This is a genomic window from Imperialibacter sp., assembly GCF_040222385.1.
Taxonomy (GTDB): domain Bacteria; phylum Bacteroidota; class Bacteroidia; order Cytophagales; family Cyclobacteriaceae; genus Imperialibacter.
Genome location: NZ_JAVKDF010000049.1, coordinates 1 through 26102, shown reverse-complemented (window position 1 = coordinate 26102; position 26102 = coordinate 1). Strand labels below are relative to the sequence as shown.

General features: G+C 49.3%; 23 protein-coding genes. 12 read left to right on the top strand and 11 right to left on the bottom strand.

The annotated features are described in order from the left end of the window. Positions 1-97 precede the first annotated feature (97 nt). On the bottom strand, positions 98-754 hold the full coding sequence (locus RIG68_RS23480) for a hypothetical protein (RefSeq protein WP_350128136.1): 657 nt from the start codon (positions 752-754) through the stop codon (positions 98-100). Between the two features lie 141 nt (positions 755-895). On the opposite strand from RIG68_RS23480, the gene RIG68_RS23475 reads away from it, so the two are divergent. Further along, positions 896-2203, top strand: a complete 1308-nt coding sequence (locus RIG68_RS23475; RefSeq protein ID WP_350128133.1) for an amidohydrolase — start codon at positions 896-898, stop codon at positions 2201-2203. Between the two features lie 23 nt (positions 2204-2226). On the opposite strand, the gene RIG68_RS23470 is transcribed toward RIG68_RS23475, so the two are convergent. Beyond that, positions 2227-2712 (bottom strand): hypothetical protein, encoded by a 486-nt coding sequence (locus tag RIG68_RS23470; protein WP_350128130.1) that lies wholly within the window; start codon positions 2710-2712, stop codon positions 2227-2229. Positions 2713-3047: 335 nt separating this feature from the next. Between RIG68_RS23470 and RIG68_RS23465 the strand changes: the two genes are divergently transcribed. Both RIG68_RS23465 and RIG68_RS23460 read left to right on the top strand, forming a co-directional pair. Further along, positions 3048-4019, top strand: a complete 972-nt coding sequence (locus tag RIG68_RS23465; RefSeq protein ID WP_350128127.1) for an alpha/beta hydrolase fold domain-containing protein — start codon at positions 3048-3050, stop codon at positions 4017-4019. Between the two features lie 187 nt (positions 4020-4206). Beyond that, positions 4207-5322 carry a M48 family metalloprotease gene (locus RIG68_RS23460; protein WP_350128125.1) on the top strand — a complete coding sequence of 372 codons (1116 nt, stop codon included), beginning with the start codon at positions 4207-4209 and terminating at the stop codon, positions 5320-5322. Between the two features lie 111 nt (positions 5323-5433). Here RIG68_RS23460 and RIG68_RS23455 read toward each other — a convergent pair whose 3' ends face one another. From RIG68_RS23455 to RIG68_RS23445, 3 genes are all read right to left on the bottom strand, one after another. Beyond that, positions 5434-5922, bottom strand: a complete 489-nt coding sequence (locus RIG68_RS23455) for a TlpA family protein disulfide reductase (RefSeq protein WP_350128122.1) — start codon at positions 5920-5922, stop codon at positions 5434-5436. A 131-nt stretch (positions 5923-6053) separates the two neighbouring features. Further along, positions 6054-7028 carry a hypothetical protein gene (locus RIG68_RS23450; RefSeq protein ID WP_350128119.1) on the bottom strand — a complete coding sequence of 325 codons (975 nt, stop codon included), beginning with the start codon at positions 7026-7028 and terminating at the stop codon, positions 6054-6056. Between the two features lie 190 nt (positions 7029-7218). Then, the gene (locus RIG68_RS23445) at positions 7219-7917 is read right to left on the bottom strand and encodes a DUF6261 family protein (RefSeq protein WP_350128116.1); all 699 of its coding nucleotides are present in this window, start codon (positions 7915-7917) and stop codon (positions 7219-7221) included. 473 nt (positions 7918-8390) lie between these two features. On the opposite strand from RIG68_RS23445, the gene RIG68_RS23440 reads away from it, so the two are divergent. Then, positions 8391-8756 (top strand): GIY-YIG nuclease family protein, encoded by a 366-nt coding sequence (locus RIG68_RS23440; RefSeq protein ID WP_350128113.1) that lies wholly within the window; start codon positions 8391-8393, stop codon positions 8754-8756. Between the two features lie 573 nt (positions 8757-9329). Here RIG68_RS23440 and RIG68_RS23435 read toward each other — a convergent pair. Continuing rightward, complete coding sequence (locus RIG68_RS23435; protein ID WP_350128110.1) at positions 9330-10103, bottom strand: DUF6261 family protein; 774 nt, start codon at positions 10101-10103, stop codon at positions 9330-9332. A 736-nt stretch (positions 10104-10839) separates the two neighbouring features. On the opposite strand from RIG68_RS23435, the gene RIG68_RS23430 reads away from it, so the two are divergent. The 5 genes from RIG68_RS23430 (at position 10840) to RIG68_RS23410 (ending at position 17032) form a co-directional block, all read left to right on the top strand. Beyond that, complete coding sequence (locus RIG68_RS23430) at positions 10840-11718, top strand: hypothetical protein (RefSeq protein ID WP_350128107.1); 879 nt, start codon at positions 10840-10842, stop codon at positions 11716-11718. Positions 11719-11856: 138 nt separating this feature from the next. Continuing rightward, on the top strand, positions 11857-13545 hold the full coding sequence (locus RIG68_RS23425) for an ATP-dependent nuclease (protein ID WP_350128104.1): 1689 nt from the start codon (positions 11857-11859) through the stop codon (positions 13543-13545). 391 nt (positions 13546-13936) lie between these two features. Continuing rightward, positions 13937-14809: an alpha/beta hydrolase gene (locus RIG68_RS23420; RefSeq protein WP_350128101.1), complete on the top strand. Its 873-nt coding sequence runs from the start codon at positions 13937-13939 to the stop codon at positions 14807-14809. 159 nt (positions 14810-14968) lie between these two features. Further along, positions 14969-15595 carry a dihydrofolate reductase family protein gene (locus RIG68_RS23415; protein ID WP_350128098.1) on the top strand — a complete coding sequence of 209 codons (627 nt, stop codon included), beginning with the start codon at positions 14969-14971 and terminating at the stop codon, positions 15593-15595. A 153-nt stretch (positions 15596-15748) separates the two neighbouring features. Continuing rightward, positions 15749-17032, top strand: coding sequence for an alpha/beta hydrolase-fold protein (locus RIG68_RS23410; protein ID WP_350128095.1), 1284 nt, complete (start codon positions 15749-15751; stop codon positions 17030-17032). A 56-nt stretch (positions 17033-17088) separates the two neighbouring features. Here the strand turns inward: RIG68_RS23410 and RIG68_RS23405 are convergent, their stop codons facing one another. Further along, a complete protein-coding gene (locus RIG68_RS23405) occupies positions 17089-18213 on the bottom strand; it encodes a hypothetical protein (RefSeq protein WP_350128092.1) in 1125 nt (374 codons plus the stop codon). A gap of 243 nt (positions 18214-18456) precedes the next feature. Between RIG68_RS23405 and RIG68_RS23400 the strand changes: the two genes are divergently transcribed. Beyond that, a complete protein-coding gene (locus tag RIG68_RS23400; protein WP_350128090.1) occupies positions 18457-20586 on the top strand; it encodes a T9SS type A sorting domain-containing protein in 2130 nt (709 codons plus the stop codon). 9 nt (positions 20587-20595) lie between these two features. On the opposite strand, the gene RIG68_RS23395 is transcribed toward RIG68_RS23400, so the two are convergent. The 4 genes from RIG68_RS23395 to RIG68_RS23380 form a co-directional block, all read right to left on the bottom strand. Continuing rightward, positions 20596-21012, bottom strand: a complete 417-nt coding sequence (locus tag RIG68_RS23395) for a DoxX family protein (RefSeq protein ID WP_350128087.1) — start codon at positions 21010-21012, stop codon at positions 20596-20598. A gap of 216 nt (positions 21013-21228) precedes the next feature. After that, on the bottom strand, positions 21229-22566 hold the full coding sequence (locus RIG68_RS23390) for a hypothetical protein (protein WP_350128084.1): 1338 nt from the start codon (positions 22564-22566) through the stop codon (positions 21229-21231). Between the two features lie 412 nt (positions 22567-22978). Then, positions 22979-24136 (bottom strand): helix-turn-helix domain-containing protein, encoded by a 1158-nt coding sequence (locus RIG68_RS23385; protein ID WP_350128081.1) that lies wholly within the window; start codon positions 24134-24136, stop codon positions 22979-22981. Between the two features lie 110 nt (positions 24137-24246). Next, positions 24247-24654, bottom strand: a complete 408-nt coding sequence (locus tag RIG68_RS23380) for a VOC family protein (protein ID WP_350128079.1) — start codon at positions 24652-24654, stop codon at positions 24247-24249. A 129-nt stretch (positions 24655-24783) separates the two neighbouring features. Here RIG68_RS23380 and RIG68_RS23375 point away from each other — a divergent pair, with 129 nt between their 5' ends. Beyond that, the gene (locus RIG68_RS23375; RefSeq protein ID WP_350128076.1) at positions 24784-25764 is read left to right on the top strand and encodes a GlxA family transcriptional regulator; all 981 of its coding nucleotides are present in this window, start codon (positions 24784-24786) and stop codon (positions 25762-25764) included. Then, positions 25721-25915, top strand: coding sequence for a hypothetical protein (locus tag RIG68_RS23370; RefSeq protein ID WP_350128779.1), 195 nt, complete (start codon positions 25721-25723; stop codon positions 25913-25915). The genes RIG68_RS23375 and RIG68_RS23370 overlap by 44 nt, the downstream gene beginning before the upstream one ends. Positions 25916-26102: the final 187 nt, after the last annotated feature.

Below are 26102 nucleotides of genomic sequence, written 5' to 3'. Positions count from 1 at the left end.
TCCTTAAGCGGCTATTTGAAAACGCTTGAAGAATTTGGGGATGGGTTTTGTATTGTCCTTACTGCCCACTCGGTGGATCGGGCGCTGAGTTTGCTACTCACTCCACCTTTATCCCATTGTTCACGCTCCCCCGGCAGTCGTCGGCCCTGATATAATACTGCATGTAAGGTACATCGTAGCTGGTGGGGTAAAGCACGGCTGAATTGGCCTCCGTTTCAATTACATCCAGGTAGGCGGTGTTAAAGGCATCCTGCAGCACCAGAAAGTATTTGCCATGGAATTTCTTGTCAGGATTTTCCCAGCTGATGGTGAGCGGAGCCGAAGAGTCCTTATCAATCGTGGTCATTAGCTTTCCCTGAATCTGGATGCGGCTTGCGTCGAAACCACTATTGGGTGCCCCGGGCACAACGATTCGGTTGTAAGAAAACTTGCAGTTGCCGATGCCCTTGTTGAAGACCACCACCTTCAGGCTGTCGTGGTTCCGGTAGCGGTAAGAGTGCTCTCTTTCCAGCACATCCAGGTTGTGCGTTCCCGGCCCCAGCACCAGGTCGAGCCGGGATTCCACATCCATTTCCAGGCTACCGCCTTCCTTTACCAGCACGGTTTGGTAGCGGCTGATGGCGGCATTGGTTTTGATACGTTTTCCCTTTTGGTCGAAGGCTTTTTTGGCCAGCATCACCCGGAAGAATTTGGGTTGTGATGCCGCTTCCACGCAGGAGAAGACCAATAGACAAAGAATCAGGAGTCTGGCCATGGTTGTAGGTTGAGTGAAAGATAACGAAAAACACGGGCAAATATTGAATTGAGAACAGCGAGGGCTCTTAGGGTAGGCCCTTTAGGCAAATATGGCTTTTAGTTGTACTTTGACACCCTTAGCTCACTTAAAACCAAGAAGATGCACTGCAAGCAAAGTCCGGCCATTACGCTACTGTTTTTGATAGTCTTGTCCACAAGTGCCTTTGGGCAGAAGGGAAAGAAAGACTTCCAAAATGAGATCAACCAAAAGACGGCGAGTATTGAGCCCAAGATCATATCGTGGTACGAGGATATTCACCAAAATCCAGAACTCAGCAACCGGGAATTTCGCACAGCCATGCTGGTGGCCAAACACCTTGAAAGGCTGGACATCGACGTGACGACCGGCATTGCCCACACAGGGGTGGTCGGTGTGTTAAAAGGCGGGCTACCCGGACCGATCATAGCCATCAGGGCCGATATGGATGCTTTGCCGGTGGTGGAGGAGGTAGATCTGCCGTTTGCCTCCAAAGTGCGAACGACTTACAACGACCAGGAGGTGGGGGTGATGCATGCCTGCGGGCACGATGCCCATGTGGCTTGCCTCATGGGTGCGGCGGAGGTGCTGGCCGGTATGCGCAAACAGCTGAAAGGAACGATACTCTTTATTTTCCAACCCGCTGAAGAGGGAGCTCCGGCAGGAGAGGAGGGCGGCGCTGAGCTGATGGTGCAGGAAGGTATTTTTAAAGACCTACAGCCGGAAGCGGTCTTTGCGCTCCATACCGATGGGCGGTTCGATGCGGGCACCCTGGCCGTACGCCCCTACGGTATGTGTGCAGGCGCCGATCAATTAGAGATCATCGTAAAAGGCAAGCAGTCGCACGGTGCGTTCCCCTGGCTGGGCAACGACCCCATTGTCATTGCCTCGCAGATTGTGATTGGCCTACAGGTGATTCCCAGCCGTCAGCTCGACATAACAAAGGCACTGTCGCTTGTGACCATTGGAAGCATTCAAGGCGGAGTGAGAGGTAATATCATACCCAACGAAGTGCGCATGCTGGGCACTATCCGCACTTTTGATGCTGACATTCGGGAAGACTTCCACCGACGGATCCGTCAAACGGCACAAAACATTGCAGAAGCTTCATGGGCCACTGCTGAGGTAATCATTTCAGGCAGCAGCCCTGTTACTTTCAACGACCCTGATTTACTTACGAGAATGACGCCAACGCTGGTAAGGGTAACGGGCGAAGGAAACCTGATCACTCCGTCGGTCGAAATGGGTGCAGAGGATTTTCCCTACCTCACCCAAAACGCCAAAGGGCTGTACTTTTATCTGGGCGTACGCACACCGGGCAAGGAAATTGAGTCCCAGCATTCGCCCACTTATTATGTAGACGAATCTTCTTTGCAGCTAGGCGTGAGGGCACTCAGTAGTTTGGCGGTCGACTATTTGAATGGGAATTAAAGAAGGCAGCCTTCGGTTTCTTTTCAGCCCTTCTCCTTAATAGGCCTGTAAATCCACAGCTTGCCTTTGGCCAGGTTGTTAAGGTTCAGGTTGCTTAAGCCCACCTTTTTGCCCCACTGGCCAGTGTTCTGGTGAGCAATTTCGTAGTTCAAGCTCCCATTCACTTTGTACACAACAGCAGTATGCTGCCCCATGGTTTCTTTGTAAGTGGTGTTACCGTCTTTCCAGGCGAGTTCCACATTCTCAAACTGGATCAGGTCACCTGGTAGCACCTCCTCCTTCTTGTAATTCAGCTCACGACCGTAGATAGTCACTGTTTTCATGCTGCTGCGGTCGAAGTAGGCGCCTGAATAGGCCAGGGCACCTGCGGCCAAATCCCAGCACTCACCTCTGTCTACCTTTTTGCCCATCACAGAGTCGAGGTAGGTGATAATTTTAGCATTAAGCTCTGGCAGCTCTGCTTTGAAAGTGAAGGAACTAAGCAGAAGGAGTAGGACTATTTTTTTCATAGTTGGTTTGTTTTTAGATACTCTGTGAAAGATACGCAAAAAGTAGAATTCTGGTTCGGAGCAATGGTAAGAAAAACGATTTGGGCCGACGTCGGACTGCCAGCGTCGATTTTACTTTTTGGTACATCCAATGTTTCCGTTTCCAGAAGTCTTTGTAATGAAAGCGGGCTGTCTAACCTTCGGCGATCAGAGCCCGGCGGTTGCATCAGGACAGGCCGAGAACGATAGAAAAATAAACAAACGTCGCATGCTACGGTGACGCCCCAAAGCAAGCTTTTTCTGCGATGGCCTTTGCCGCTCCAATCGCCTGAGCTACCTTTATCAAAACCACACCCATGAAAACCTGCTTTCTTACCGGCCTGGTGCTGTTTGCCCTCACCGCCAATGCCCAGTCTTTAAAAGGCATTACCAACCAGAAAGACACCTCCTACAGCAACTACAATGCGCTGCAAAGCACCCGCCAAACACACCCTGATATCGTACTGGTAAGGGAACTCTCTTCGAAAAGGATCAGGGAACAAAGAAACATACCCTACGCTAACACCGGCAAGCGTGAACTGCTGCTGGATGCCTTTTACCCAAAAAAGCCTTCGAAAAAGCCTCGTCCGGCCGTTCTCATCATTCACGGTGGGGGCTGGCGAACTGGCAACCGGTCGCAGCATATTCCGCTGGCGCAGCGGCTGGCAGAGTTGGGCTACGTGACCTTCACGCCCGAATATCGTTTGTCCACCGAGGCTTTGTACCCAGCCGCAGTCCACGACCTGAAGGCGGCAGTTCGCTGGATCAGGGCCAATGCTGACCAGTTTCGTGTCGATACTACCCGGATCGCCAGCCTGGGTTTCTCAGCCGGTGGGCAGCTTTCGGCGCTGCTGGGCAACACCAACGGAAAACCTGAGTTTGAAGGAAGCGGTGGCAACGCCAATCATTCCAGTGCCGTGCAGGCCATCGTCGATATCGACGGTATCCTGGCCTTCATTCATCCCGAGTCAGGGGAGGGCGACGACAGCCGTTCTACTTCGGCGGCTGCCTACTGGTTTGGCTACGCAAAGAACGAGAACCCTGAGCTTTGGAAGCAGGGCTCGGCTCTGACTTATGCTGGGGAAACCACACCACCCACATTGTTTATCAACAGCGCAGTGGAAAGAATGCATGCCGGTCGGGAAGACTACATCGCAGCACTGAAGCCATTTGATATCTACACAGAGGTGCACACCTTCAACAGCTCGCCGCATTCTTTCTGCCTCTTCACACAGTGGTTCGAACCAACCGTGCAGTACGTCGATGGTTTTTTGAAAAAGGTGTTCTGAGTGAGATAAGACTAGCCCGACCGCTGAAAAGCCTCTTCCAGCCCCTCGAACGTCTGGTTAACACCGGGAACCTCCTGGTTCCATGCTTTTAATACAATCAAAAATCTTGTAGCTTCGCTTTGTGTAGAAGTGACAAGGGCCCGACTGATGAGTTTTACCTGTACCTTAGCTATTATATTAAGGCCTTATGATCAGGCGACTCAACCAACCAACCACCTATCGCTGGACATTTGCTATTGTAGCCCTGTGGCTCCTTTTGTTTGCGGGTAGTTTGCTGGCACAAAAGAAAATTACCATCGATACACGCTTCAATACCGGCTCTTCCAACAGAGAAGAAATCAAGGTGTTTGACAATACCGAGGAATCGGAAAAAGCGCTGGAGTGGATAATTAGCCAAGCGGCAATTGCACCAAATTTTACCAGCAAAGCAGCCGACGTTAGCCGTGCCGAAGCTGTGCTGGCAGGCTCCGATCGCTACATTTTTTACAACCAAAGCTGGCTCCGCAATATTCATTCAACCAGCAAAACCGACTGGTCAAAAGTGATGGCTGTTGCCCACGAAATGGGGCATCACCTCAACGGACACACGCTATTGGGAACGGGAAGCTACCATGCCATCGAGCTGGAAGCCGACAAGTTCTCAGGTGCTGTTTTGTATAAAATGGGGGCGTCCGGTCAGGAAGCAGAGGAGGCGATGGAAGCATTCGCACGGAATTATATCAGCGAGAAGTATCCGCCCAAAGCAGATAGACTGGAGGCTGTTTCCCGGGGTTGGCTGGAAGCAAGGACCAAAGAAAATACAACGCCTGAGAAAAGCGAGTCGGCGGGCACTCCCGAGCTGACCATCCAAAGTAAGATCGTGAATGTTTTTGAACCCAACCGTGAGGGTTCTCATGTAGGCAATATCGGGAAAGGTTCTACGATAGATTTTGCTTTTCAGGCCGAAGGCTTGTACGGCGGCGACCTTTTGATATGGGTAGAGCGAAAGAAAAACGGGAAATACGAAAAGCTCAGGGATCAAAATCAGATTTTTGGCGATGATGCAGGGGATGTCTTTTTTGTGAAGCAATACATAGAGCCGGTGTATGCAGGCAAAACTTACGAAGTGAGCTACTCCCTTCCTTTTAAGGAACTTCATCTTCCCAACGGAACCAATGACTTAAGAATCAATGCCAAATATTGCAAAGGCTTCAAGTGCATTGACTTTCCCTACGGGTATTTTACGCTGGTTGTTAAAAATGAGAAGTGGGGCAAATGGTACAAAGAATTAATTGTGGAACAGGAGGAGGTCGCCACCAGGTAGAAGTACGGGCACGTAGTCAGCCATTTGAAATTTGAAGGATCCAAGCCCCTATGTTTGTAAAGGACATAAGCCCCGGGACGCTTGAACCAGGAGGGGCTTAAACCATGAGCATCACTTCTTCTTTGCAAAATAGTCGTCTACCGTCTTGGCCAGGTCGGCTGAAAGCACGTTAGCCGCCACAATTTTGCCCTTGCTGTCGACCAGGTAGTAGGTGGGCAGCACCTCAATCGCATACTTTTTGTAGAGGTCGTAGTCGTCGGCGTCGTACACATGCAGCCAGGGCACGTTGAACTTGGCCATCGACTTTTCCCATTTGTCGGCCGACTTGTCGTAGCTCACACCCACGATCTGCAGTTGTTCACGGCTGTACTTGCTGTAAAGCGGATTCAGGATGGTTTCAATAGTATGCAGGCAGGGTTTGCACCAGCCGGCCCAGAAGTCGAGCAGGACCAGGTCACTTTTGATGCCTGAGAGCTCCAGCATGCTGCCATCGGCGGCTACCTGCTGAAAGCCCGGAGCCAGGTCACCCACTTTGGGCTTGGTTTGGGCCTGCAGGTGGCCAGCTAAAAATAGGAGGGCTATTGCCAGTACATTCCTCATTTTTTACAGTTTAGTTGGAAAAATAGACGGACAAAGATGGCAAAGGTTGTGTTGCCAACAAAGCTGTTTCAGTTGGTGTAGCTTCGAAGGTCGTGTGTGCGACCTCAAAAAGCCTTCCCGTCGGCTCAATCCTACTGTGGGCTGGTCACAACAATTTTTCCGTGCTGCCACGGCGATCCCGGCAGGTAAAAGTCGATGCCGGTTTCAGTCTGTATTTCAACCAGGGCATTTCTTAATGCAATACTTCGCAAGCCTATTTGTCGTCGCAAGGAGTCGGCCGTTTCAACCGTCAGGCTATCCAGTGCGGGGCCCAGGTATCCGTACGACACCTCACCATGATCGCTTTCAGCCGCAGTTTTCCAGTTGTCAATCAGTGCAAACTCAAAGGGCGACATTTGCCCCTTGTCGATAGCCGCAAGCAAAGCAGGTCGTATGTGGTGGTAGAGGGTGTCACTTTTGTTGTACGCTGACGAAATGGAATTATGATGGCTGAGCACTGTCGACAGCCAGAAATCATTGTCAATGAACCGCTCTCCCGGATATCCGTGGCTTTTCAACAGCTCGATAACTTTGGCCATCTGATTTTCGCTATGCGGAGCAAACCGGCCCTCGTTGTACCGGATTTTTGCCTTTTGCCCCAACTTGAGCAGCGCCTTCATGGCCATTTTTTGATCCGCTTTGAACATCGCATGCACATACTCCCTTAGCGGCACATCCATTGTCGCCTCATGCAGCTTCATCAGCGAGTCTGCCTCTTGTTCTGACACCTCTCTCAGCAGGGGGCGGACGATCTTGTTTTTCCCGGCTTGTTTGGGTGTCCACCCTGCCTGCAAGGCGAGCCGGAGATAGGTATGGGCCCTGGCCTTGTCGCTGGTGGTTAGTGCCAGTTGCGTGGCTATTTTGTAGTCCCTTACAAACACAAAATCATAGGACTCAAAAATGACATCGAAAGCCGATAGTGCTTCTTCAAATCGGTGGTCAGCAATTAGTTGCCCGGCAGCGTTGACCTGCTGATGGTAGCGCTGATAACTTTGCTGCCCAAAAAGCACGGGGCTGGCGAGCAGGAGAAAAGCGGCGATTAGCGTGGGTAGGTGTAAGTATCTCAATAAGTGCATATACAGCAAGACCAGTGAAATGGAGGGATGGTTGTATGGGGCTGAAAGCGACCCTAGGAGGCAGTTTGCTATTTCATTCCGTAAACAGACTGAATCCCTTCAATATCGCCGGGCATTAGCTCAGTAATGTCCTGAATGCCTGGATTCATTACATTCTCCGTGCTCACATGGCCCAGGTCATTTAACCAGCGGGCAGGTTGTTATACCGCTTAACAAGCGCATTCAATTCCTTCACCGTTTTGCTGAAGGGCTCGGCACCCTTTTTCACCACGTGGTAGGCTGCAATGTGCTCGCACAACTCGTAGTAGGCCGTTATCGCTTCCAGCCGCTTGGTGCGAATAGCATCAGGCGATGCCGCACTCATTTCGCCACTGCGGGCCTGGTACTGGTCGTCGAAGGCGTTGTTATCCGCTTCAAGCGCTTTTGCCCAACCCTCCAGCTTCAGCGCTGCCACGGCCACTTTCAGCACCGGCTTTGTTTCCCAGTCCTTCAAGATTCTTCTGATAGAAGCCGTTTCGCTGGCATAGTTCTCCCTGGCAATGGCCTCTCCGCCACAATCCTGCAAATGACTGCTGAGCTTTTCGGCGCTACGCACGGTGCTCTCATCAAAATGATTGGTGAGGGCATTAACGTACATAATGATGCCGGTAATGGCCCGGTCACGGCGCAGGTCGAGCAGGGCGAGGTTTTCAGTGTCCTTGAGCTCTTCTTTTATTTTGAACATCGAGTCGGCCTGGGTAACTATTTTTCGGAGTTTTTCTTCCTGCTTCTGCACCTTCAGGGCTGCCGGATCGTTTTTGGCGACGATGCCCAGCGCTTCGTTCATGAACTTTGAAAAATCGCTGTTGGGCAGTGAGTTGATGTGAACCTTATCGATCATTGGCTATAGTGGTTGTAGGTAATCGATAAATATACACAATGACTTTTTATTTGCCGAAAGGGTAGGGAGGATGGGGCAAAACTCGACCAACCACCAAAGCCTCCATAACACGCCGTCACTTCGCAGCGTAGCGGAGCCGACGTGGAACGGAGTCCCCCAGACCCAGACCCACAACCGAGCTCGTCATACCTAGTGCCATTACCCGGGGGATGTCTCGCTCCTACGTCGCCATCGACATGACGCTGGTCTGGTGAGGTCGGTTGTGGTAATGCAGAGCTTTACCCATGCCGCCTTACCACCAAAGCCTCCATAACACGCCGTCATTTCGCAGCGGAGCGGAGAAATCTCCATGATGTTGGCAGAGTTTTAGAACCGCTTACGCCCATTACCCTAGGAATCCCGTTCCGGCGTCGGGTTCCACGTCGGCTCGCTCTCCCGATAGCTATCGGGATCGCAATCGATCTGACGCTGGTGTGGAGAGAGTTGATATTCAGATTATTTCTAAGTCACTTACCATTTCTCTGATCTTTAACTATCTTAATCCGATGGAAAAAGGAGGAGCCGTTTACATCATGACGAACGCACATCACACCGTCTTTTACACCGGTGTCACCTCAGACTTGATCGACAGAGTCCACAAACACAAGACTAAGTTTTACCCCAAAAGCTTTACCTCGAGGTATAACATCGTAAAACTGGTTTACTTCGAGTCATTTCATTCTATTGAGGAGGCGATTGCCAGAGAAAAGGAAGTGAAAAAATTTCGGAGGGAAAAGAAGATTGCTCTAATTGAAGCGATGAATCCTGAGTGGAGGGATTTGTTTGATACACTGGAGTAGATACTACTAGTTTTTTTTACCAGCCGCCCAACCACCAAACCCTCCACAGACTGCCGTCACTTCGCAGCGTAGCGGAACTGACGTGGAACGAAATCTCCATGACCTACAGCTGAGTTCATAGTGCCTACTGCCATTACCCAGGGGATGCCTCGCTCGTTCCTCGCCATCGGCATGACGTGCCCTTGGGTAGGCTGGCTGTGCTCATGCTTCGCCTCAAGTATTTTGCCTCACCACCAAATTCCCCATAACACGCCGTCACTTCGCAGTGGAGTCCCGATGGCAATCGGGACGGAACGGAGAAGTCCCCCTGACCTGGCAGTGTTTTGAAAACGGCTCACTGCCATCATCACGGGGATACGGTTCCGGCGTCGGGTTCCGGCGTCGGGTTCCACGTCGGCTCGCTCTCCCGATAGCTATCGGGATCGCCATCGGCCACGCCTACACGTTGTTCCGGCTGGCAGGTATGACGTGCCTTTGGATAGGGCGGATGCACTCCCGCTTTTCGCCCCCCCCCCCAAAAAAAAAGGCACCCTGCCGAGCGCCTCTTTCTGAACAACCTAACCTGATACTTAACTATTCTTCGGCAGCTCCCTCCAGCACCATGTCCGCTTCTTCCGCCTCTTCCTCACCGGCATCGCTGCGGCCCTTGCGGCTGGCCAGCAGGTTGGTGTACTGCCCAATCAGCGCATTGACCTCCTTCACTGCTTTACCGAAAGGCTCGGCACCGTCCTCGATTATAAAACGGGCGTTGAGGTTCTTTTGCAGCGTAATGTAGGCCTCCGCTGCCTCCAGGCGCTTGGTGCGCAGGGTGTCGGGCGAGGCATCGCTCATTTCGGTGTTGCGCAGCAGGTACTGCTCATTGAAGGCATTGTTCTCACTTTCCAGGGCCGTTTGCCATTCCTCCAGGCCCAGGGCTTTGACGGCAGCCTTCAGGTCGGCCTGGGCGGCCCAGTCTTTCAATATGCTTTTGATAATGGCCGTTTCAGCCGCATAATTCTCCCTGGCCACCGCTCCGCCGCCGTAGCGCTTCAGGTGCTTGTAGAGAGTTTCTGCATGCTGGGCCATGGCCTTTTTGGGGTGATTGGTCATGCCGTTGGCTATTTGCGTGATGCCCGTAATGGTTTTGTCACGGCGCTGGTCGAGCTCGGCCAGCTTTTCGGTGCCCTTAAAGCCCGTTTTCACTTTGAAGAGGGCATCGGCTTCTTTGATCACCCGGCGCAGCTGGTTGGCCTGCTTTTCTACCTGTAGGGCGGCTGGCGTGTGTTTGCCTACAATGCTCAGCACATCGTTGATGAACTGAGAGAACTCGCTGTTGCGCAGCGCAGCAATGTGGATTTTTTCAATCATAAGATTTAAAAAGTTTAAGTGAATACTACTTATGACCCTCCGCAGGAGGGGATTTCAATAACATGATAGTAAAAAAATTCATTGAATCAATATATAATTTATTGAAAATACATGAATCATCTGTTTTTATGAACATCTGTTAAGAATAACGGAATAAATCAACGATGAGCATTTGATAAAACGGTAAGTATAGGGCCATGCACTAGTGCAGGGGGGTAGTTACAAAAAATGAAGAGGCCCCACGATCAGCAGGGCCTTCCCTGAAATAGGGGGGAGGTTGCTACAATTGTGCGATGGGTTTGCTCAAGCTGAGCAAGCCCGCCGCAGCATTGTTTTGCATTTGCTCAGCTTGAGCAAGCTTGCTGTAGTATTGTTTTGCATTTGCTCAACCTGAGCAAGGTCGCTGCAAGTTTGTTTTGCCCTTGCTCAGCTTGAGCAAGGCTGCTGCAGATTTGTTTTGGGTTTGCTCAAGTTGAGCAAAGCTGCTGCAAGAGTGCAGGGGGTTGATAGTGAGGGGGTTAGGGGGAAGCGGGGTTTTGCTGGGTTTGAGACGGGTGGTTCGAGCCAGGCCGGGTGATCTCGTACCTATTTTTTGGTATTTTCTAAGCTTAGAGGTGATAGAATTAGCTTTATTGGGAGGATTAGATCATTTTTATATGTCTCCTGATGGGGGATATATGATGGGAATATGGATCGGTTCATATTCGGACTGTTAAGCACAATAATCATCTAGCCTATGAATCAACTTTATGTTCAAGCAAACAAATCCTTTAATCACGGATTCATTCTTACAGAATCGGAACTAAGAAGGTTCAATGATTTAATTCGAGAACAGATTAAAAAGATCAACCCTGAACCAAAGTTGGAATTCAATTATTTCATTCAATTCCAAAATGGAGTTGTAGCAGAAACGGATAAAATAGATTCAGTACTCGAACAAGAAAATGAAGGATCTAAGCAAATAAATTCACTAGAAATATTAGGAAAAGATGAAGTAGAAAACACTATTTCTGTCGAATTCTTTAACAAAGATTCAGATAACATTCAATCGGATTATTCTATAAAATATAAAATCAGGAGTACCGATAGAGACTGGGTTTTTGTAACGAGTTCCCAACTGGAAGAGCGAATTCAAAAAATTAAAAGATCCAATTTTTCGTTGAAAGGGAGCAAATCGACATCACGATTGTTCACACTTATAATTCCTTTGATTGTAACCTTAGTCCTGATGTTTACAACTCTAGGATCAGTAACTAAGCGAGATGACTATCTGCCTGAAATAAAAACAATGTATGAACAAGGTAAAATAAAGAATACGGATGAACTCATTTTTCTTCTTGAAGAAGCAAAGAACAGGCAGATATCCGAGCTGAACATCTTGGACATCTTCTATTATCCTGGGATCATTTTAATAGGACTTGTGCTCTTATTAATGGCAATGTATCTGTACACATGGAAACTCTATCCTTTATATAACTTTTGTTGGGGAGACTATCTTGAAGCTTTCAAAAAGAAAGAAACGGCACGAAAAACTTTTAACACAGTAGTTATTATTGGTCTTGTTGTTTCAGTATTGGGAGGAGTAATTGCAAATCTTTTTAATATCTCAATCTAGAAAAAAATGCTTAACAAAAACTTCCATGAATATGAGAACTGAGCCATTTGATATGACAAAGCGAAGAGGAAACTTCTGTGCTTCTAGCCTTTGGGGTGCACATTCAGTTTAGTTGGACGTTAGCCACAATTCCACAAAATGAAAATTCACTCTGTAAGAATTAGAAATTTTAGAACTGTACGAGAAGAAACACTCTTAGAAATTGATGGTTATTTAACTGTTGTTGGCCCAAACAATTCTGGGAAAACTAATATTCTCAAATCAATCCAAACGTTCTTCACCGGATATGATAATGAACTAGGTTATTCTAAGGAAAGGGACTTTTCAAAATCTGCGGATAAAAAGGGCAAAACGACCATCACAGTTGTCTTCAAAAAGGAAGAAGGAAATACATTTGATGATTCAATATTTGAAGAGCATGCCGAAATATATGATTATCTAGAGTCTGACAACTCAAATCCCAATGAAATCACTGTTTATTTGACGTTTAACGAAAGTACTCCTAATTATCAACTCCATTACAATGTAAAAAAGAAGACAGACAAGCTCTCTCATTACTCCCAAAAGCTCAAAAGTATAATTAGCAAGATTCTGAGTCATTTCTCAGTACACTATATTCCTTCAGAGAAGAGTGTGAAAGATATTTTCAGAACCCTAATTACTCCTTTAGTTTCAATTCAACTAGGTAAGAAAATGCTTGAGAATAGAGAAATTTTTGATTCAGTATTCACGGGCACATCCATTTCAATATCAACGAGTTTGAAAGACTGTGGGCTTGAAAACTTTGAATTTTCGATCAGGCCGCCACAAAATGAGTATTCTCAAATGATTAAAGGATTTGAATTCATCCTAAATGATTCAATAGAAACCAACGTTTTTGAAAAAGGAATGGGAATTCAAACAGCCTCTTTATTGGCATGTTTTCTTTGGGTAACAGAACAAGAAACTAAAGACGAGAAAGATATAATATGGCTTTTAGAAGAACCCGAGTCCTTTTTACACCCCAGCCTATCAGAAACTCACAAAAAACTTCTTCATAAGCTTAGAACAAAATGCACTGTTATTAACAGTACACATTCGTTGCAGTTTGTCCCTCAGGATCCAATGAAAATCTTGGGAACTGAAATTATTAACGATTCTACGGAGGTTAAGAAATTCAAAACTTATGCGGATGCAACCAAGGTATTACGTGATACTCTTGGAATAGAGTTTAGCCACTTTTTCAACCTTGGCTTGTCAAACGTTTTTCTTGAAGGACAAACTGACAGGGAGTATTTTCATAAGATTTTGAGCAAACTACCTAATGAATTCAAAGGAAAAGCACTTGACTTTCCAATACTGAATTCCGGAGAAACAAAATTCTTAGATTTTGGGGGATCAAGCCACCTCGAAGGTTTTCTAAAGACTACTTATGCATTTATATGCAAAGAAAGACCAACGGTTTCCGTATTTGACGGGGATTCAGCAGGGTTGAAATCGGTTAATGCTTTACAGGGGTATTTTGGAAATCACGGAGTTTTATTTAGAAGCAACCAAGAATACGTTATTCTCAAAAAAGATTTTGAGATTGAATATTACTTTCCAGATGAATGGTTAACGGAAATTAACAACGAACATTCCGGATGGTTTGAAAGCTTTACTACAGATGTTGAACAAAATCTGATTTCCATGAGCGTTAAGGATAGCCGAAAAGAGAGCTTTCAAAATGAAATCTTCCGCAGAATTGATGATGCTCAAAGCAATGAATGGTTGGAAAAATGGTTGCCAATTTTAGAAACCATCGAAACAAGCCTCGACAGCCAAAAAACAATATTAAAAGGGGGCTAACAGTCCCCCCGCTCATACTTTTACCAGGCTCACTGCCATTACCCGGGGGATATCTCCCTCGTTCCTCGGTTCGATATGACGTTGATGTGGAGACGGTGGATGTGCTCAGGCTGTGCCTCAACCTTGCCGCCTTACCACTACAGCCTCAATAACACGCCGTCATCTCGCAGCGTAGCGGAGAGATCCCCCCGACCTGGCAGTGTTTTCAGAACGGCTCACTGCCATCACCTGGGGGATATCTCACCCTTCGGGATTCGATATGACGTTGTTATGGGGAGGGCGGAGGCAGCCCAAGCACCACCCCCATCTACCCCCATGTCGACTTTCACCCTAACAAATTGTAACTTCACCACAAGCCAACCAGGCATGACGAAACCTAACCCCAATGATCATGAGCCGCCAATTGAACATCCTCCTGCTGCTGCTGCTGTGCCTGCACTTCGCCAGTTATTCCCAGCCAACAGGCGTAACAGAAACACAGGAAGTATATAAGCGCATTGACACCACGGCGCTTTCGGTGGATATATTTACTCCGGGCGGGGCAAGTACGTCGCCACGGCAAGCCATTGTTTTTTTCCATGGCGGAGGCTGGGCGTTTGGTCATCCCAAGGAGTTTCACGGGGCTTGCAGGCGGTATGCCGGGAAGGGCTTTGTCACTTTTTCGTTTGAGTACCGGCTGTCGGTCAACGAAGACGGCAGTGTGCCGAATCCTGCCATTACCCCGGTGGAGTGCGTCAAAGATGCCCGGTCGGCGATGCGGTGGGTGAGGGAAAATGCGAAACGACTCAACATCAACCCCGATATGATCGCCGTCGGCGGGCAATCGGTAGGGGGGCAGCTCACCCTCATGACTGCCCTGGGCGACACCATCAACGAGGCCAGCGATAACCTGGCCATCAGTCCCCGGCCTACCGTCATGCTGCTCTACTCGTCCACCGTGAACACCATGGAAGCCTGGTGCGACGATATGCTCGGCGAAAAGCGCCACATGATCTGGGCCATTTCGCCCCGGCACAACATCAGGCCCGGCATGCCGCCTGCCATCGAGTTCCACGGGCTGGACGATACCACGGTCAACTTTTGGACTGTGGCAGCTTTCAGGAGAGAGACCGAAGCACAAGGCAATGAATTTGAGGTGGTGACCTACAAGGGCCGGAAGCACTACCTGGGGCTGGACAATGAAAAGTATTCGACGCTGTTCGACGAGGAAATCATGGAGCGAACCGACCAGTTTTTGGCAAAGCATGGGTTTGTGGTGCGGTGAGTGGAGGAAAACAGCATGTGCTCATGCCTTGAATCCAAGCAGGTTTGCGTGACCCGAACAGCCACCCTTTCCGCATTCAGCCCCTGCCATTGTCGTGTTTGCACAGCCGGAATGATGCGCTTCCTTGCCAGATTTGTATCATCAACAAATACCAACAGCATGAGAAGAATAGTCGTTTTGTCAATGATCACATTGGACGGGGTGATGCAGGGGCCCGGCGGGCCTGAGGAAGACCCATCAGGGGGTTTCAAATTCGGAGGATGGGTGGCGCCCTTTGATGACGAGATAGCTGATGAGGTAATAAGAAAAGAGCTGCAACCCGCCGACTACCTGCTGGGCCGAAAAACCTATGAGATTTGGGCCGACTACTGGCCTAAGCACGGAGATTTCTGGCCCGGTATTAACGAAGGCATGAAGTATGTGCTTTCGAAGCGCCTCAACCAGTCGCACCCGATGGTGGCGGGGTGGAAAAACTCAGAGGTGGTAACGGGCGTGGCCGATATCAAAAGTATCAAAGAGGGCGAAGGCCGTGACATCCACGTATGGGGCAGCAGTGAGCTGGTGCAGTTGCTGCTGGCACACGACCTGGTCGACGAGCTCCGGCTGAAAATCCATCCGCTGCTTCTTGGTAAGGGAAAGAGACTGTTTAACGACGGGGCTGTTCCCGGGGCATTTACGCTGACGGAAACTATAGTGACTAGCACCGGCGTGATCATCGCAGCTTACAAACGGGACGGGGAAGTGCAAACGGGGATTGCCGGGGAAGGGTATGAGCTGAAAGGGTGAGCCGGGCAGTTGCAAGGGGTTGACATCGTCAGGGAGTTGCAGTCCCGGCCACTTTGTGTATTTTTATTCAATCAAAATAAGCTATTTTACTTTTTTGAATGTGCGCAGGGTCTTATTCCGGCCGGTGTCTGACGCTCGTTAACTTAAACCACAATGAAATTGAAATGTACTTTTTGCCTGGTAGCACTGCTTAATTTTTACAGTGTTGCTCACGCACAGCCGAACAACAATGAATTAGCTGTAAAAGAGTCTGCACCACTCACTTTTGCGCAGCAGTATGTGTTGCATTCAAATATTCTGAATGAGGACAGAAGGGTCAATATTTTCCTTCCCGAGAGCTTTTATGAGGTGTCGGCACAGCATACCTACCCAGTGCTTCTGCTTCTTGAAGATGAGTTTTTCCTGATGGTTTCGGGGGTAGTGAAGCATTTAAGCTCTGTAGAAAGAATGCCTGAAACGATAGTAGTGAGCCTCGTAGATGGCCCGCACATACCCAGGTTCTATACCAATGGCAGCGATTTTTGGCCGAAGGATTGGAAGCAGCTTCCTTTTGGAGAAAACCCGGATTCATTCACTGCCTACTTGAGGCAAGAGCTTTTGCCTTATTTGAAAAGCAATTTCAGAGCAAACGATTTCAACCTGATCATGGGGCTGTCGGGGACATCTATGTATGCTTTGCACACTTTTGCCAAAGAACCAGATCTGTTTGATGCTCACATTGCCATTGCCTCTGGCGATGTACTTGGCATGGGATATAATGATGGAGAAAGTCTTATCGACGTCATTGTGAATGACTTTCAAAATGCTCCAAACAGGAAGGGCTACCTGTATGTAACCTCTGCCGACTCAGATGGTAACGGCAAGTCGCCGATGATCAAAGCTAATTTGGAAGAATTGGAAAAGCGACTGTCTCCTTACCGCACTGCTGATTTTCAATTTGTATCGAAAGCATTTAAAAATGAAGGGCATTACGATGTAGCGTTGCCTGCTTTGGAGGAAGCATTAGGGATGATATATCCTAAAAGCAAATGGTTCGCAAAGTATCTTGAGATGATCGAAGTGCCGGGAAATGCAATGGCCAACATAGATGACTATTTTCAGAGTCTTTCGGCGGAATATGGGTTTGATATATTGCCCAGGGCAGAGAGATGGAACAGCGGAAACAGCTTAAGCAGAGTAGGGCCAAGGCTACTTCGGGATGGGAGAGTACAGGAGTCGGTAGAAGTGATTGAGCGATGGGTGGAGTATCGACCAAAATCAGCAGAAGCTTTAAGCGAACTGGCAAGGGCATACGAGGCAAATAATCAGCTTGACAAAGCCATTTCAGCATTGGGCAAGGCACTTCAAATATCGTCAGCATCGGAAACGGAAGAATCAGACGAGTATCAAACCCAGCTCGATCAATTGAAGGAGAAAATCAAGGGCAAGAGAAAATAGAGAGAAAAAACAAGGGCCGGGAATAGCGTAAGGTCCGGGAGCCCCACCATTCCCACCTACTCCGTAATCTCCGAATCGGTTACTTTGATATCCGTGTCGTCGTGCATGGAAATGCCGGGGTACACCGGGTACCAGGAGCCGCCCACGTTGTTTCTGATTACCGACTTCTCGATGATGATGTTACCTGTGTGGTTATTGGTCACAAAAAAGATGGCTGACCCATAGGCATTCACTTCATTTTCTTCAATAAGCGAGCCCAGCACTTTGAGTGTCATTTTGTTACCGTCGTTATAAATAGCGCCACCACTACCGCCGCCGGGCGTACCGCTTTGCGATGGATTGCCACCATTGCCCACAGCGGTGTTGTGGGAGAAAAGGGAATTGATGATCGTCCACGACACGCCTATGCTGCTCAATGCCCCACCGTTGGAGCCGGAGTTGCCGTAGCCCTCTTCACCGCCAAAGGTGCTGTTCACCACATAAATGGGACGGTCTTCGTATTGATCGAATGCACGGATGGCACCGCCGCCCAGGTCGGGGCCTGTGCTGGCGCATACATTGTTGAAAAACCGGCAGTTCACCACCTTGAGTTGCCCACCACGCACCCAAACGGCCCCGCCGCCGGTGTACTCTTTTTCGGAGGTAGAGTTGCCGTCGGCAAAGGTGATGTTTTGCAGGGTAAGCTTGGGATACTGCTGGTCCTGGCAGTGGGAGGTAGTCCAGGTGAGGCTTTGGTCGCAGGTGTTCATGTAGAGGATGCGCCGGCGTCCGTCCCCGCTCAGTGTAACCAGTCCGCCGCCGTCGATCACCACCTCGTCGCTGGCGTCGTTAAAGATTTTGGCAGTTGCCGGCAGTGCGATGGTGATGGGGTCAGCGCCGCAGTCGAACACTATTTTGCCGCCTTTCGCAATGGCGTCCACTACCAACTGCCCTGTGCAGCTTGCCGCTGTGCCGTCGCCAATTACCTGATCGGGTTTGGAGACATCTTCGGTGCCAGCGGCGCTGGGTATCGGGTATTTGCCGTCCGGATTGCCAGCAGCCGGCCCGTCCTCAGGGTTTTCCAGTGGGTTGATGATGTCGGTGGGGTTTTCGTCGTCTTTGCAACCCGATAGCGTAAACATTAGGCAGACAACAGCCACGCAATAGGGTAAGCAAACAAAGGGGCTGAAATATCTGGTCATAGAAAATGGGGACTAGCTGGTTGTTAAAGGTAAGCAGAACACGAATAAACTTATATTTTGCGCTCATTTTAAAAACGGGTTGCAGCACTTTTTCCCACCTTTCGCCAGAAGGTTGAAAGAAAGGTCACATGCTGTCAGCTTTTGGCTACGGCGAATAATGCATTTTTTGCTATCGATGGGAGGGTTTCATCCTTAACTTCCCGTTGTATTAGTATTAATCAGAACTTCCTTAAAAAGCCAGCTATGAAAAAACTACTACTCATTGCGTTTCTTGCCTTTCCCTTTTGCACGCTTGCTCAACAATTTGACTACTATGGCCCTGCCTCTTTCGCTGAGGTATTGAACCAGAGCTTCTCAAAGGCCTGGACGCCACAGGCTGTGCCGGCAGTGGAAAACAGGGCTTATGTGGTGATTTTGGATGCATCAAAAGAGCATGTGCTCATGCTGGATGCAGATGATGTTAACACGCTCAATATAGCAGATATCAACAGCTTCCATGGGGCGTCGGCTACCTACGGGTCGTTGTTGAGGGGGATCTTCCAGGCTGTCGACATCAATACGCACGACAATAACGAAACAACGCCATTGGCAGGTCAGTATCGGCTCAACCCTTTCCTGCATAGCTATTACAGTATCGACGCCGATGCTACAGGGAAAGCCGTGAGCGCAGATGCAGGTACTTTGCAGATTGAGGAGTCTTCAGAGCAAGGATTCGTTGTGGTAGAATTTACTGGAAGTACAGGAGCTTCCAAAATCAAAGCTGTCAATCAGTGGGAATACAACGCTGCTCAGGGCAGTATGGCAGCCGTGGCCGGCTGGACTGAGAAATGGCTTCAGCTCAGCAACGGGGCCTTGTCGTGGACAAACAGTGAAGCAAATGCCTCTACGTTTTTTATTGCCGACGCCAATGACGTGATCGACCTGGAAATTGAGGATGGGTCTGATTTCAATCCGCTGAGCGTGAGTTATCAGCCTAACGCTACAGCCGCACTTCCAGACAATGTGTTCCTGATTGATGATACCAGGCTCTCAATGGACTTGTCTGAAAGGGTAGATGATAAGTACCAGCCGCAGTTTGGCCATTCAGCCAGCGCCACTCAGGCCGCTACGGCGATGTTGGACGAAATAGAAACTACGCTAACCGGCAGCGATGCAGCCTTGCGGTACCCGAAAGCCTTTTATCTGGCTTTGAGAGAAAACATGCTGTCACAAAAAATAGCCAGTTACGACATCTATGGGGCCCGTCTCGGCTACAATAATATCTTGAATGTATATTTTACCAATGCCCTGGACAACGATAACGTACCACATCCTTTTATGGTGGTGGTGTCTTATGCTGTGTCGAGCCGGCCGAATATGTTAATTGACGTGAACCGTCCGCCAGGGGCAGATCCGGGAGTGGGCTATGCAGAATCTACGGTAACCAGGCATGGTAAGTTGGGTGACTTCGTGCTCAAAATTCCGATGAAAGACTATGGCCTTATCGACGACGTGCTGGACAACGACCTTGGGCCGTACGGCGATTTGGCGTCTGCCTTTGACAGTGACCACGGCACCACCACCGAAAAGAACGTTTACAACTACGTTGGCCTGGCTTCAGTAGGGCTTGCGGTGGATGGTGTCACTATTTATCCAGCAAAGAATAACAATATCCGGTTCACAGTTGAAGACGGAGAGATCACTCAGTCAGGCATTCATGTCGGAGGCGGGCTGGAGTTGCACTACCATGCCGATGGCCATGCTTACAATCGTAATGGCATCAATCTATACAACATCACTGATTATCCTGGTCACAATCACCCCCCGGTAATTGGGATAGCATTTGATGGCATTGCCTTGTTTGGACGTTATGAGGCTGACTTCGCATCGATGGTGGGGAACAACGTGGCTTTAGACGATTTTGGGGGCCATGACCACGGTGATGACTTCGGATATCATTATCATGCTCATACCAAAGAGCAGCAAAGCTCCAGCCCTCCGAATGTGACTTTTGAGGAGCATTTTTTACTCGTTGGAGCCTGGAAAGGAAACATTAATAGCATTCCAGGGTTTGACGAAGGCAAATTGAACCAATTCAATGATGCTTCCATTGCCAGATATGCCGGGGCACCCTATGAAATGGGCGAAGTATTGTCGGTGGCCGATGTGAAGACCGAAAAGCTATACCCCAATCCTACCACGGGGCAGCTGCACATCTATACCGGACTTGCCTACAGGCTTGCGTTATATGACATGGCGGGCAGGCTGCGCTGGATAGGAGGCACCGACGGTGATGTGACAACGCTTGAACTAGGGCATATGGATAAGGGCACTTACGTTTTGAAGGGCTTCAACCATGCCACATCATTTGTTCGCAGGATCATTATTGAGTGATCGTTTCCGCTAAAACCAACGATCCACCTCCCAGTATTTCTCCTTCATTGTGCTCAGTGCAAAGGCTGCTGCGGCTGCGCTAAACACCGAATAGTCAAGAGGGCCTTTGATGCCCGTAGAAAGTGCCATGGACAGGCCAAACGCCAGCAGCAGGTAGCCGCTTAACCGGGCAAAGAGCTCAGTTTTGAAACCAGCGAGAAGGAACAGCCCAAAGGCGATTTCCGCAATGGTGGCTATCCAGGCCAGTGCTGGCACCATAGACACAGGAGCCCAGGGGTTGATAGTGCCGGTGTAGGCCACGAAGCTGTCCCAGTTTCCCCAGGCGGAGATGCCGGGGCTCCACCAGCCGAAACGGTCGGCTACGGCAGACAAAAACCCGGCAGCCAGTGCCAGGCGAAGGAAGAGTTTGATGAGGGCATTGGTCATTGTGGTCGTTTAGGTGTTGAGCGCCAAAGATAGGCGGTCATTTGAAAAAACCTTAGCGGGCTTTACGTGACATTATATTTCTGTTGCTATGGCGAGCGATACAATCGCTCCTTTCGCAGACCCTCGTTGCAAACGATGGTCATATTTGGCCGGGCACTAAAAACAACAAAACCACCGAAAAAGGTGGCTTTGTGTGCTCATCATGGTTCGCTAGTGTTACAGCTTCCCTGCGTTCAACCCAGGCACGATGTACTGAAAGCCCAGCACCGGATTGAAGTTGCGTTTTAGGTAAGGGTTTCCTTCGAGCCATCCCGCTGTTTTGCCGGTTACGTCGAGCGTGAGGGCCAGGCGGTCGGCAACGGCGTAGGCCACGCCCCATTTGATGGCACCACCCCAGTTGGCTTTTTCGTCAAAGAAGCTGTTGGGCTGCTTCCATATTTTGACGATACACGACATCGAAAGTCCTTCCAGCGCCTTCAATGGCCGCTGATAAACGCCAGCGTCCACGCCGTAGTAGGCATCTTTGTAGTTGGCGTAGCGATTCACACCCAAAAAGTAGCCATCGCCTTTGTAGGTGAAGGGCATATTGAGCGAGATGCTGTTGCCAAAGTGGGTAGGAGAGTATTGAACAAAGGGAAGGATCGTCAGGTCGTCACTGATTTGTATACGATTAACCAGAATGATAGCTGGATTTAAAAAGTTGAGAAGCGACAATCGTTTCTGTTTCACCAGGTATTTCTGCGCCTCTTCCGAAAGGTCGTGGAAGCCAATGCGGCGGTTTTCGCCCTCTCCGTTGGGAAAGTCGTCTCGGTCGTAATAGGACGCATTGGGGTTAAACATGTCGTAGGCCCAGGCGGTGAGGTCGGCACCGGCAAAGTCACGCTGTGTGGCTTCTTTGTGCTCGAATTGTGGTGCAATCACCTTCACTGAGTCGGAATGGTTGCTGGTGGCGAAGCGGAAATAGTTCCACACGTAATGGGCATTATAGAGATACAGGGGAGCCTTGTAGAAGCTGCGCTCATTGTAGAAGTCGTTCATCACGCTGGTTTTGGTGAGCTGCGTTTCGTATTGCACACCCGCCGTGTAGCTGTAAAGCAAAGCGTTGTTGTCGGTGGCTTTGAGGTTCGCCAGGTCTTCGTCGGATGGGCCATACACGGTGCCATCCCATCGGTGGAGAATCCAGTTACCGTTTTTGCTGGCGATACCTTTGGTGCCCAGCACTGAGCGGTGGTATTCTTCATGCCCCCATACGCCCAGCGGCAGGGGCAGCTCGCTGCCATACTTGCTGAACAGCAGGCCGGTGGCGTAGCTGAAACCAGTCTGCGTCCATTTCTTATCAAACAGCGCATTGCTGGCTGCGTCAATGCCCCAGAAGCTGACGTCGTACACATCGGCGCTCCACTGAAGGGCCTGATGCATGGAAGGGTAGCGGTGCGGAAGTTGGGTGTTTTGCGGCACGTCGAGCAGCGGCACCGACAGCGAGAGCTTTGTTTGTGCCTGAGCCACTGTTCCCCAGCCGAGGAGCATCAGCCCCAGGAGTACATTCTTTTTCATAATGGTTTTGAGTTTTTTGACTGGCTGATATACGGGGGAGGTTGGGGTGTGATCGTCCGAATTGATCAATTCGGACGCATTGAGACGAAATTTTTATAACGTAGGGTTCGAAGCCTTGCCCCTTTACATATGCCGAGGGGGTGTTTCGTTACTATACATTATTACACGCAAACCCAAAATCGACCGTCATTGCGAACGATCTTAAAGGATCTATGACGGAGTATAATCTTAATCCCTTCTCCTCTTCTGTTGTTATTAAACTACAAAATATTATTTTGCCCTCTATTCTTAATACAAACATAGGATGACGGCAAGTGATGTTGAGTTTATTGATGACGGTTCTCTGGTTATTGCCTGATTGAAGCTTATTTGTTTTTTGCAGCTTGAGGATTGGAATTCCCCCCCTTGGTTCCTATTTGAGTTTTGCTATTTGTGCTTTGTGATTCCCCCTTTGGTATTCCGAGGGTGTTACACCATAGTGTTTCTTAAATACGGCATTAAAGGTGGCCTTGGAGTTGAAGCCTGCGTTGGAGGCGATGCCCAGCAATGTCAGGTTTTGGTCTTCCTGGCTTTCAAGCTTGTCGGTAAACTCTTTCAGCCGGTACTCATTCACAAAGTCGTAGAAGTTTTTACCAAATACGAGGTTGATAGCTTCCGAAACGTATTGCTTGTTGGACTTCACCTTTGCGCACAAGTCGAGTAGTGTGAGGCCCGCCGTTCGGTACAGCTTTTCTTCTTCCATTAGCTTTTTGATGTCGCTGGCCAGCTGCCGGTGCTGTTCAGTAACCGGCCTGGCAACCTCTGGCTCCAGCAGAACCTCCGACACTTCTGCGAAGCCTCCTTCCTCTGTCTCTGATTGAAAAATAGCAGGCTGCCGGATAAGCTTATAGGCTGACCAGTAGATCAGGAAAATGACTCCGAGAAAATGGTAAGGATAAATAGCGCCGAGAAAAGAGAGGTTGTATTTTCTGGCATAAAACACCGCCACACCTACGCACACGATGGCGAGATTGATCCAAAGAAAATTACCCAACCACAGGAGCCTGGTTTCCTCGGCAGCAGCGTAGTTCAGGATCTTTTTTCGGTAGAGATTGTAGAACCAAAGAGAGGCGGAGAAAAAGGTGACATGGAGCATATTGACCAGCTGGTTGATCAGCCCAAAGTCGTCCTTTACCGAAAGGGCGAAGTCCGCAATATAGGCCTGCTTCTCGTTCGCCGACTGGAGATAGAAGGGCATGTGATAGATCGCCAGTAGCACAAAGGGAACAAAGTAAAGCCATTCCACAAGCGAGGGCTTTAGCGAATACCTGGTGATTCGTCGCACGAAAATGAGAATGATAGGGCCGTAAAGTGACGGAACCAACCAGGTGACATGCAAAAGATGGGGGAATTGCATGAAGAACTCCTGCCTGTCGTTGGTGACAAGAAACAAGTGGATGGCCAGAAACAACAGCAGAAAACCGAAGAGTCGGGAGCCTCTGATGGCAGAATGAAAAAATAGATACGTGGCCAGGAGAATGGCCTGGATGCAGCCTGCAAAAAGTAAAATTTGAAGCAGCCCTATATTCATTGTTCAAGAGTGAACCGCAAATATAGCAGAGGGAAGCAAAAAGAAGTATGGAAGGAAAATTCAGGAAACTTGTGATAAGATAGAAAAGCTGTGAAGCTGCTGGCTTTCGCTTAGTCTCTGCAGGTGAGCAGCCAGTGGTTACCAAACTTATCGGTGAGTCCTCCAAACCAGGCACCCCAAAAGGTCTTTCCAACCGGGTGAGTGGCTTGGCCTTTGTGGGACAGCTTCTTAAAGTAGTGCTGAAGCTCCTTTTTGCTGTTGCAGTCTATCAAAATAGATACGGCATTGCCCCGACTCAGGCCGTGTTCGCCCACCATGTCGGTGGCCATCAGCACCAGATTGTCCTTTGCCAGAGTGGCCTGCAGGATGCACTCTCTCATTGGCTGGGGAAGTTGTGCAGGAGCAGGTGATTCACCTACTGTTTCAAGCCTTAGCTCCCCGCCCAGGCAGTCACGGTAGAAGTTCATCGCCTCCCGGCAGTTGCCGTTGAAGGTCAGGTATGTAATCAAATGAGCCATTTATCAGCATTTGTCAGCCTTACAAAACTAGCTTCGGGAGCATCGCTTATCGGGGTGTGAAAACGGCAATTTGATGGGTTGATTCCGCCAGATGAATTAACTACTTTTATCAGGCTAAATTTCATCCCAATGAAGAGTATTTCAATCCTCGTGCCTAACTCAGCCGTGATGGAAGCGGTGGCCGACCCCCGCTATATGTTCACCGCTGCCAACCAGTTTTTGCAGGCCGTTGGCAAAGCGCCATTGTTTGAAGTTCAACTCGTGGGCGCTACGAAGGACGTGAAGCTGCACGATGGTGCTTTTTCCGTGCATACCGACAAGTTGATGAAGGATGTTGACAAAACAGACCTGATTGTGATCCCCGCTTTGTTTGGTGACATGAAACAGGCAGTAGAAGTTAATAAAGATGCCATTCCGTGGTTGGTGAATAAATACAATGAGGGTACAGAGATAGCCTCTCTTTGTGTGGGTGCGTTTCTGCTTGCGTCCACCGGCTTGCTGGAAGGCAAACGCTGCTCCACCCACTGGGCATTTGCCAACGAGTTCCGGGAAACGTTCCCCGATGTGGAACTGGTAGATGGCAGCATTATTACCGAAGAGCACCGTCTCTATTCGAGCGGCGGTGCCAATTCCTATTGGAACCTGCTGCTTTACCTGCTGGAAAAATACACGGATCGGGACACGGCGATCCTGGCGGCCAAATACTTTGCTATCGACATCGACAGGGAGAGTCAGTCGGCCTTTATGATGTTCAACGGGCAGAAAGACCACAACGATCCGGAAGTGAAAAAGGCGCAGGACTTTATTGAAGACAATTCGGCGGAGCGAATCTCCGTCGACCAGCTGGTGGATATGTTCGCCGTCAGCCGCCGGAGCTTTGAGCGCCGGTTTAAGAAGGCGACTAACAACACCATTGTGGAGTACATCCAAAGGGTGAAAGTAGAGGCTGCCAAGCGAAGCTTTGAAAAGAGCCGCAAAAACATCAACGAGGTCATGTACGACGTGGGGTATACTGATACCAAGGCATTCAGAACAGTGTTCAAGCGAATTACAGGGCTTACGCCCATTGAGTACAGGAATAAGTATTATAAGGAGCCGGTGGTTTTGTGAGGAGGAAGGCTGGAGACGGAAGATCGGAGGCGGAAGACGGAAGACAGGAGACGGAAGACCGGAGACGGAAGATGACCAGGCGTCGGTACGGCCAGCAGGTCTGGGCGATGGAGCCGTCAGCCGCAGGGTTGAGAGAAAGAAGAGAGAGTAAGACCCGGGGGGGTAGAGGCCATAGTGAAACCAGTAGCAAGCTGGGAGCAGGTTATGTTCAGTTAAGTGTGTCATTTTTTAAAAGTTGGGTTCAAGTCTTTCGGGATATGTCATAGTTAGTATACTTATCACCTTGGTCCATGATACCGGTCTGGACCATTTCTTTTGAACCTTTGAACTGACTAAAT

Bases quoted from the DNA above. Each gene is read 5' to 3' on its own strand.
- RIG68_RS23430 (WP_350128107.1), top strand. From the start codon at position 10,840: ATGAATCAACTTTATGTTCAAGCAAACAAATCCTTTAATCACGGATTC.
- RIG68_RS23405 (WP_350128092.1), bottom strand. From the start codon at position 18,213: ATGACCAGATATTTCAGCCCCTTTGTTTGCTTACCCTATTGCGTGGCT.
- RIG68_RS23385 (WP_350128081.1), bottom strand. From the start codon at position 24,136: ATGAATATAGGGCTGCTTCAAATTTTACTTTTTGCAGGCTGCATCCAG.
- RIG68_RS23470 (WP_350128130.1), bottom strand. From the start codon at position 2,712: ATGAAAAAAATAGTCCTACTCCTTCTGCTTAGTTCCTTCACTTTCAAA.
- RIG68_RS23435 (WP_350128110.1), bottom strand. From the start codon at position 10,103: ATGATTGAAAAAATCCACATTGCTGCGCTGCGCAACAGCGAGTTCTCT.
- RIG68_RS23410 (WP_350128095.1), top strand. From the start codon at position 15,749: ATGAAATTGAAATGTACTTTTTGCCTGGTAGCACTGCTTAATTTTTAC.
- RIG68_RS23375 (WP_350128076.1), top strand. From the start codon at position 24,784: ATGAAGAGTATTTCAATCCTCGTGCCTAACTCAGCCGTGATGGAAGCG.
- RIG68_RS23455 (WP_350128122.1), bottom strand. From the start codon at position 5,922: ATGAGGAATGTACTGGCAATAGCCCTCCTATTTTTAGCTGGCCACCTG.
- RIG68_RS23460 (WP_350128125.1), top strand. From the start codon at position 4,207: ATGATCAGGCGACTCAACCAACCAACCACCTATCGCTGGACATTTGCT.
- RIG68_RS23380 (WP_350128079.1), bottom strand. From the start codon at position 24,654: ATGGCTCATTTGATTACATACCTGACCTTCAACGGCAACTGCCGGGAG.
- RIG68_RS23465 (WP_350128127.1), top strand. From the start codon at position 3,048: ATGAAAACCTGCTTTCTTACCGGCCTGGTGCTGTTTGCCCTCACCGCC.
- RIG68_RS23400 (WP_350128090.1), top strand. From the start codon at position 18,457: ATGAAAAAACTACTACTCATTGCGTTTCTTGCCTTTCCCTTTTGCACG.
- RIG68_RS23425 (WP_350128104.1), top strand. From the start codon at position 11,857: ATGAAAATTCACTCTGTAAGAATTAGAAATTTTAGAACTGTACGAGAA.
- RIG68_RS23480 (WP_350128136.1), bottom strand. From the start codon at position 754: ATGGCCAGACTCCTGATTCTTTGTCTATTGGTCTTCTCCTGCGTGGAA.
- RIG68_RS23475 (WP_350128133.1), top strand. From the start codon at position 896: ATGCACTGCAAGCAAAGTCCGGCCATTACGCTACTGTTTTTGATAGTC.
- RIG68_RS23390 (WP_350128084.1), bottom strand. From the start codon at position 22,566: ATGAAAAAGAATGTACTCCTGGGGCTGATGCTCCTCGGCTGGGGAACA.
- RIG68_RS23445 (WP_350128116.1), bottom strand. From the start codon at position 7,917: ATGATCGATAAGGTTCACATCAACTCACTGCCCAACAGCGATTTTTCA.
- RIG68_RS23415 (WP_350128098.1), top strand. From the start codon at position 14,969: ATGAGAAGAATAGTCGTTTTGTCAATGATCACATTGGACGGGGTGATG.
- RIG68_RS23395 (WP_350128087.1), bottom strand. From the start codon at position 21,012: ATGACCAATGCCCTCATCAAACTCTTCCTTCGCCTGGCACTGGCTGCC.
- RIG68_RS23420 (WP_350128101.1), top strand. From the start codon at position 13,937: ATGAGCCGCCAATTGAACATCCTCCTGCTGCTGCTGCTGTGCCTGCAC.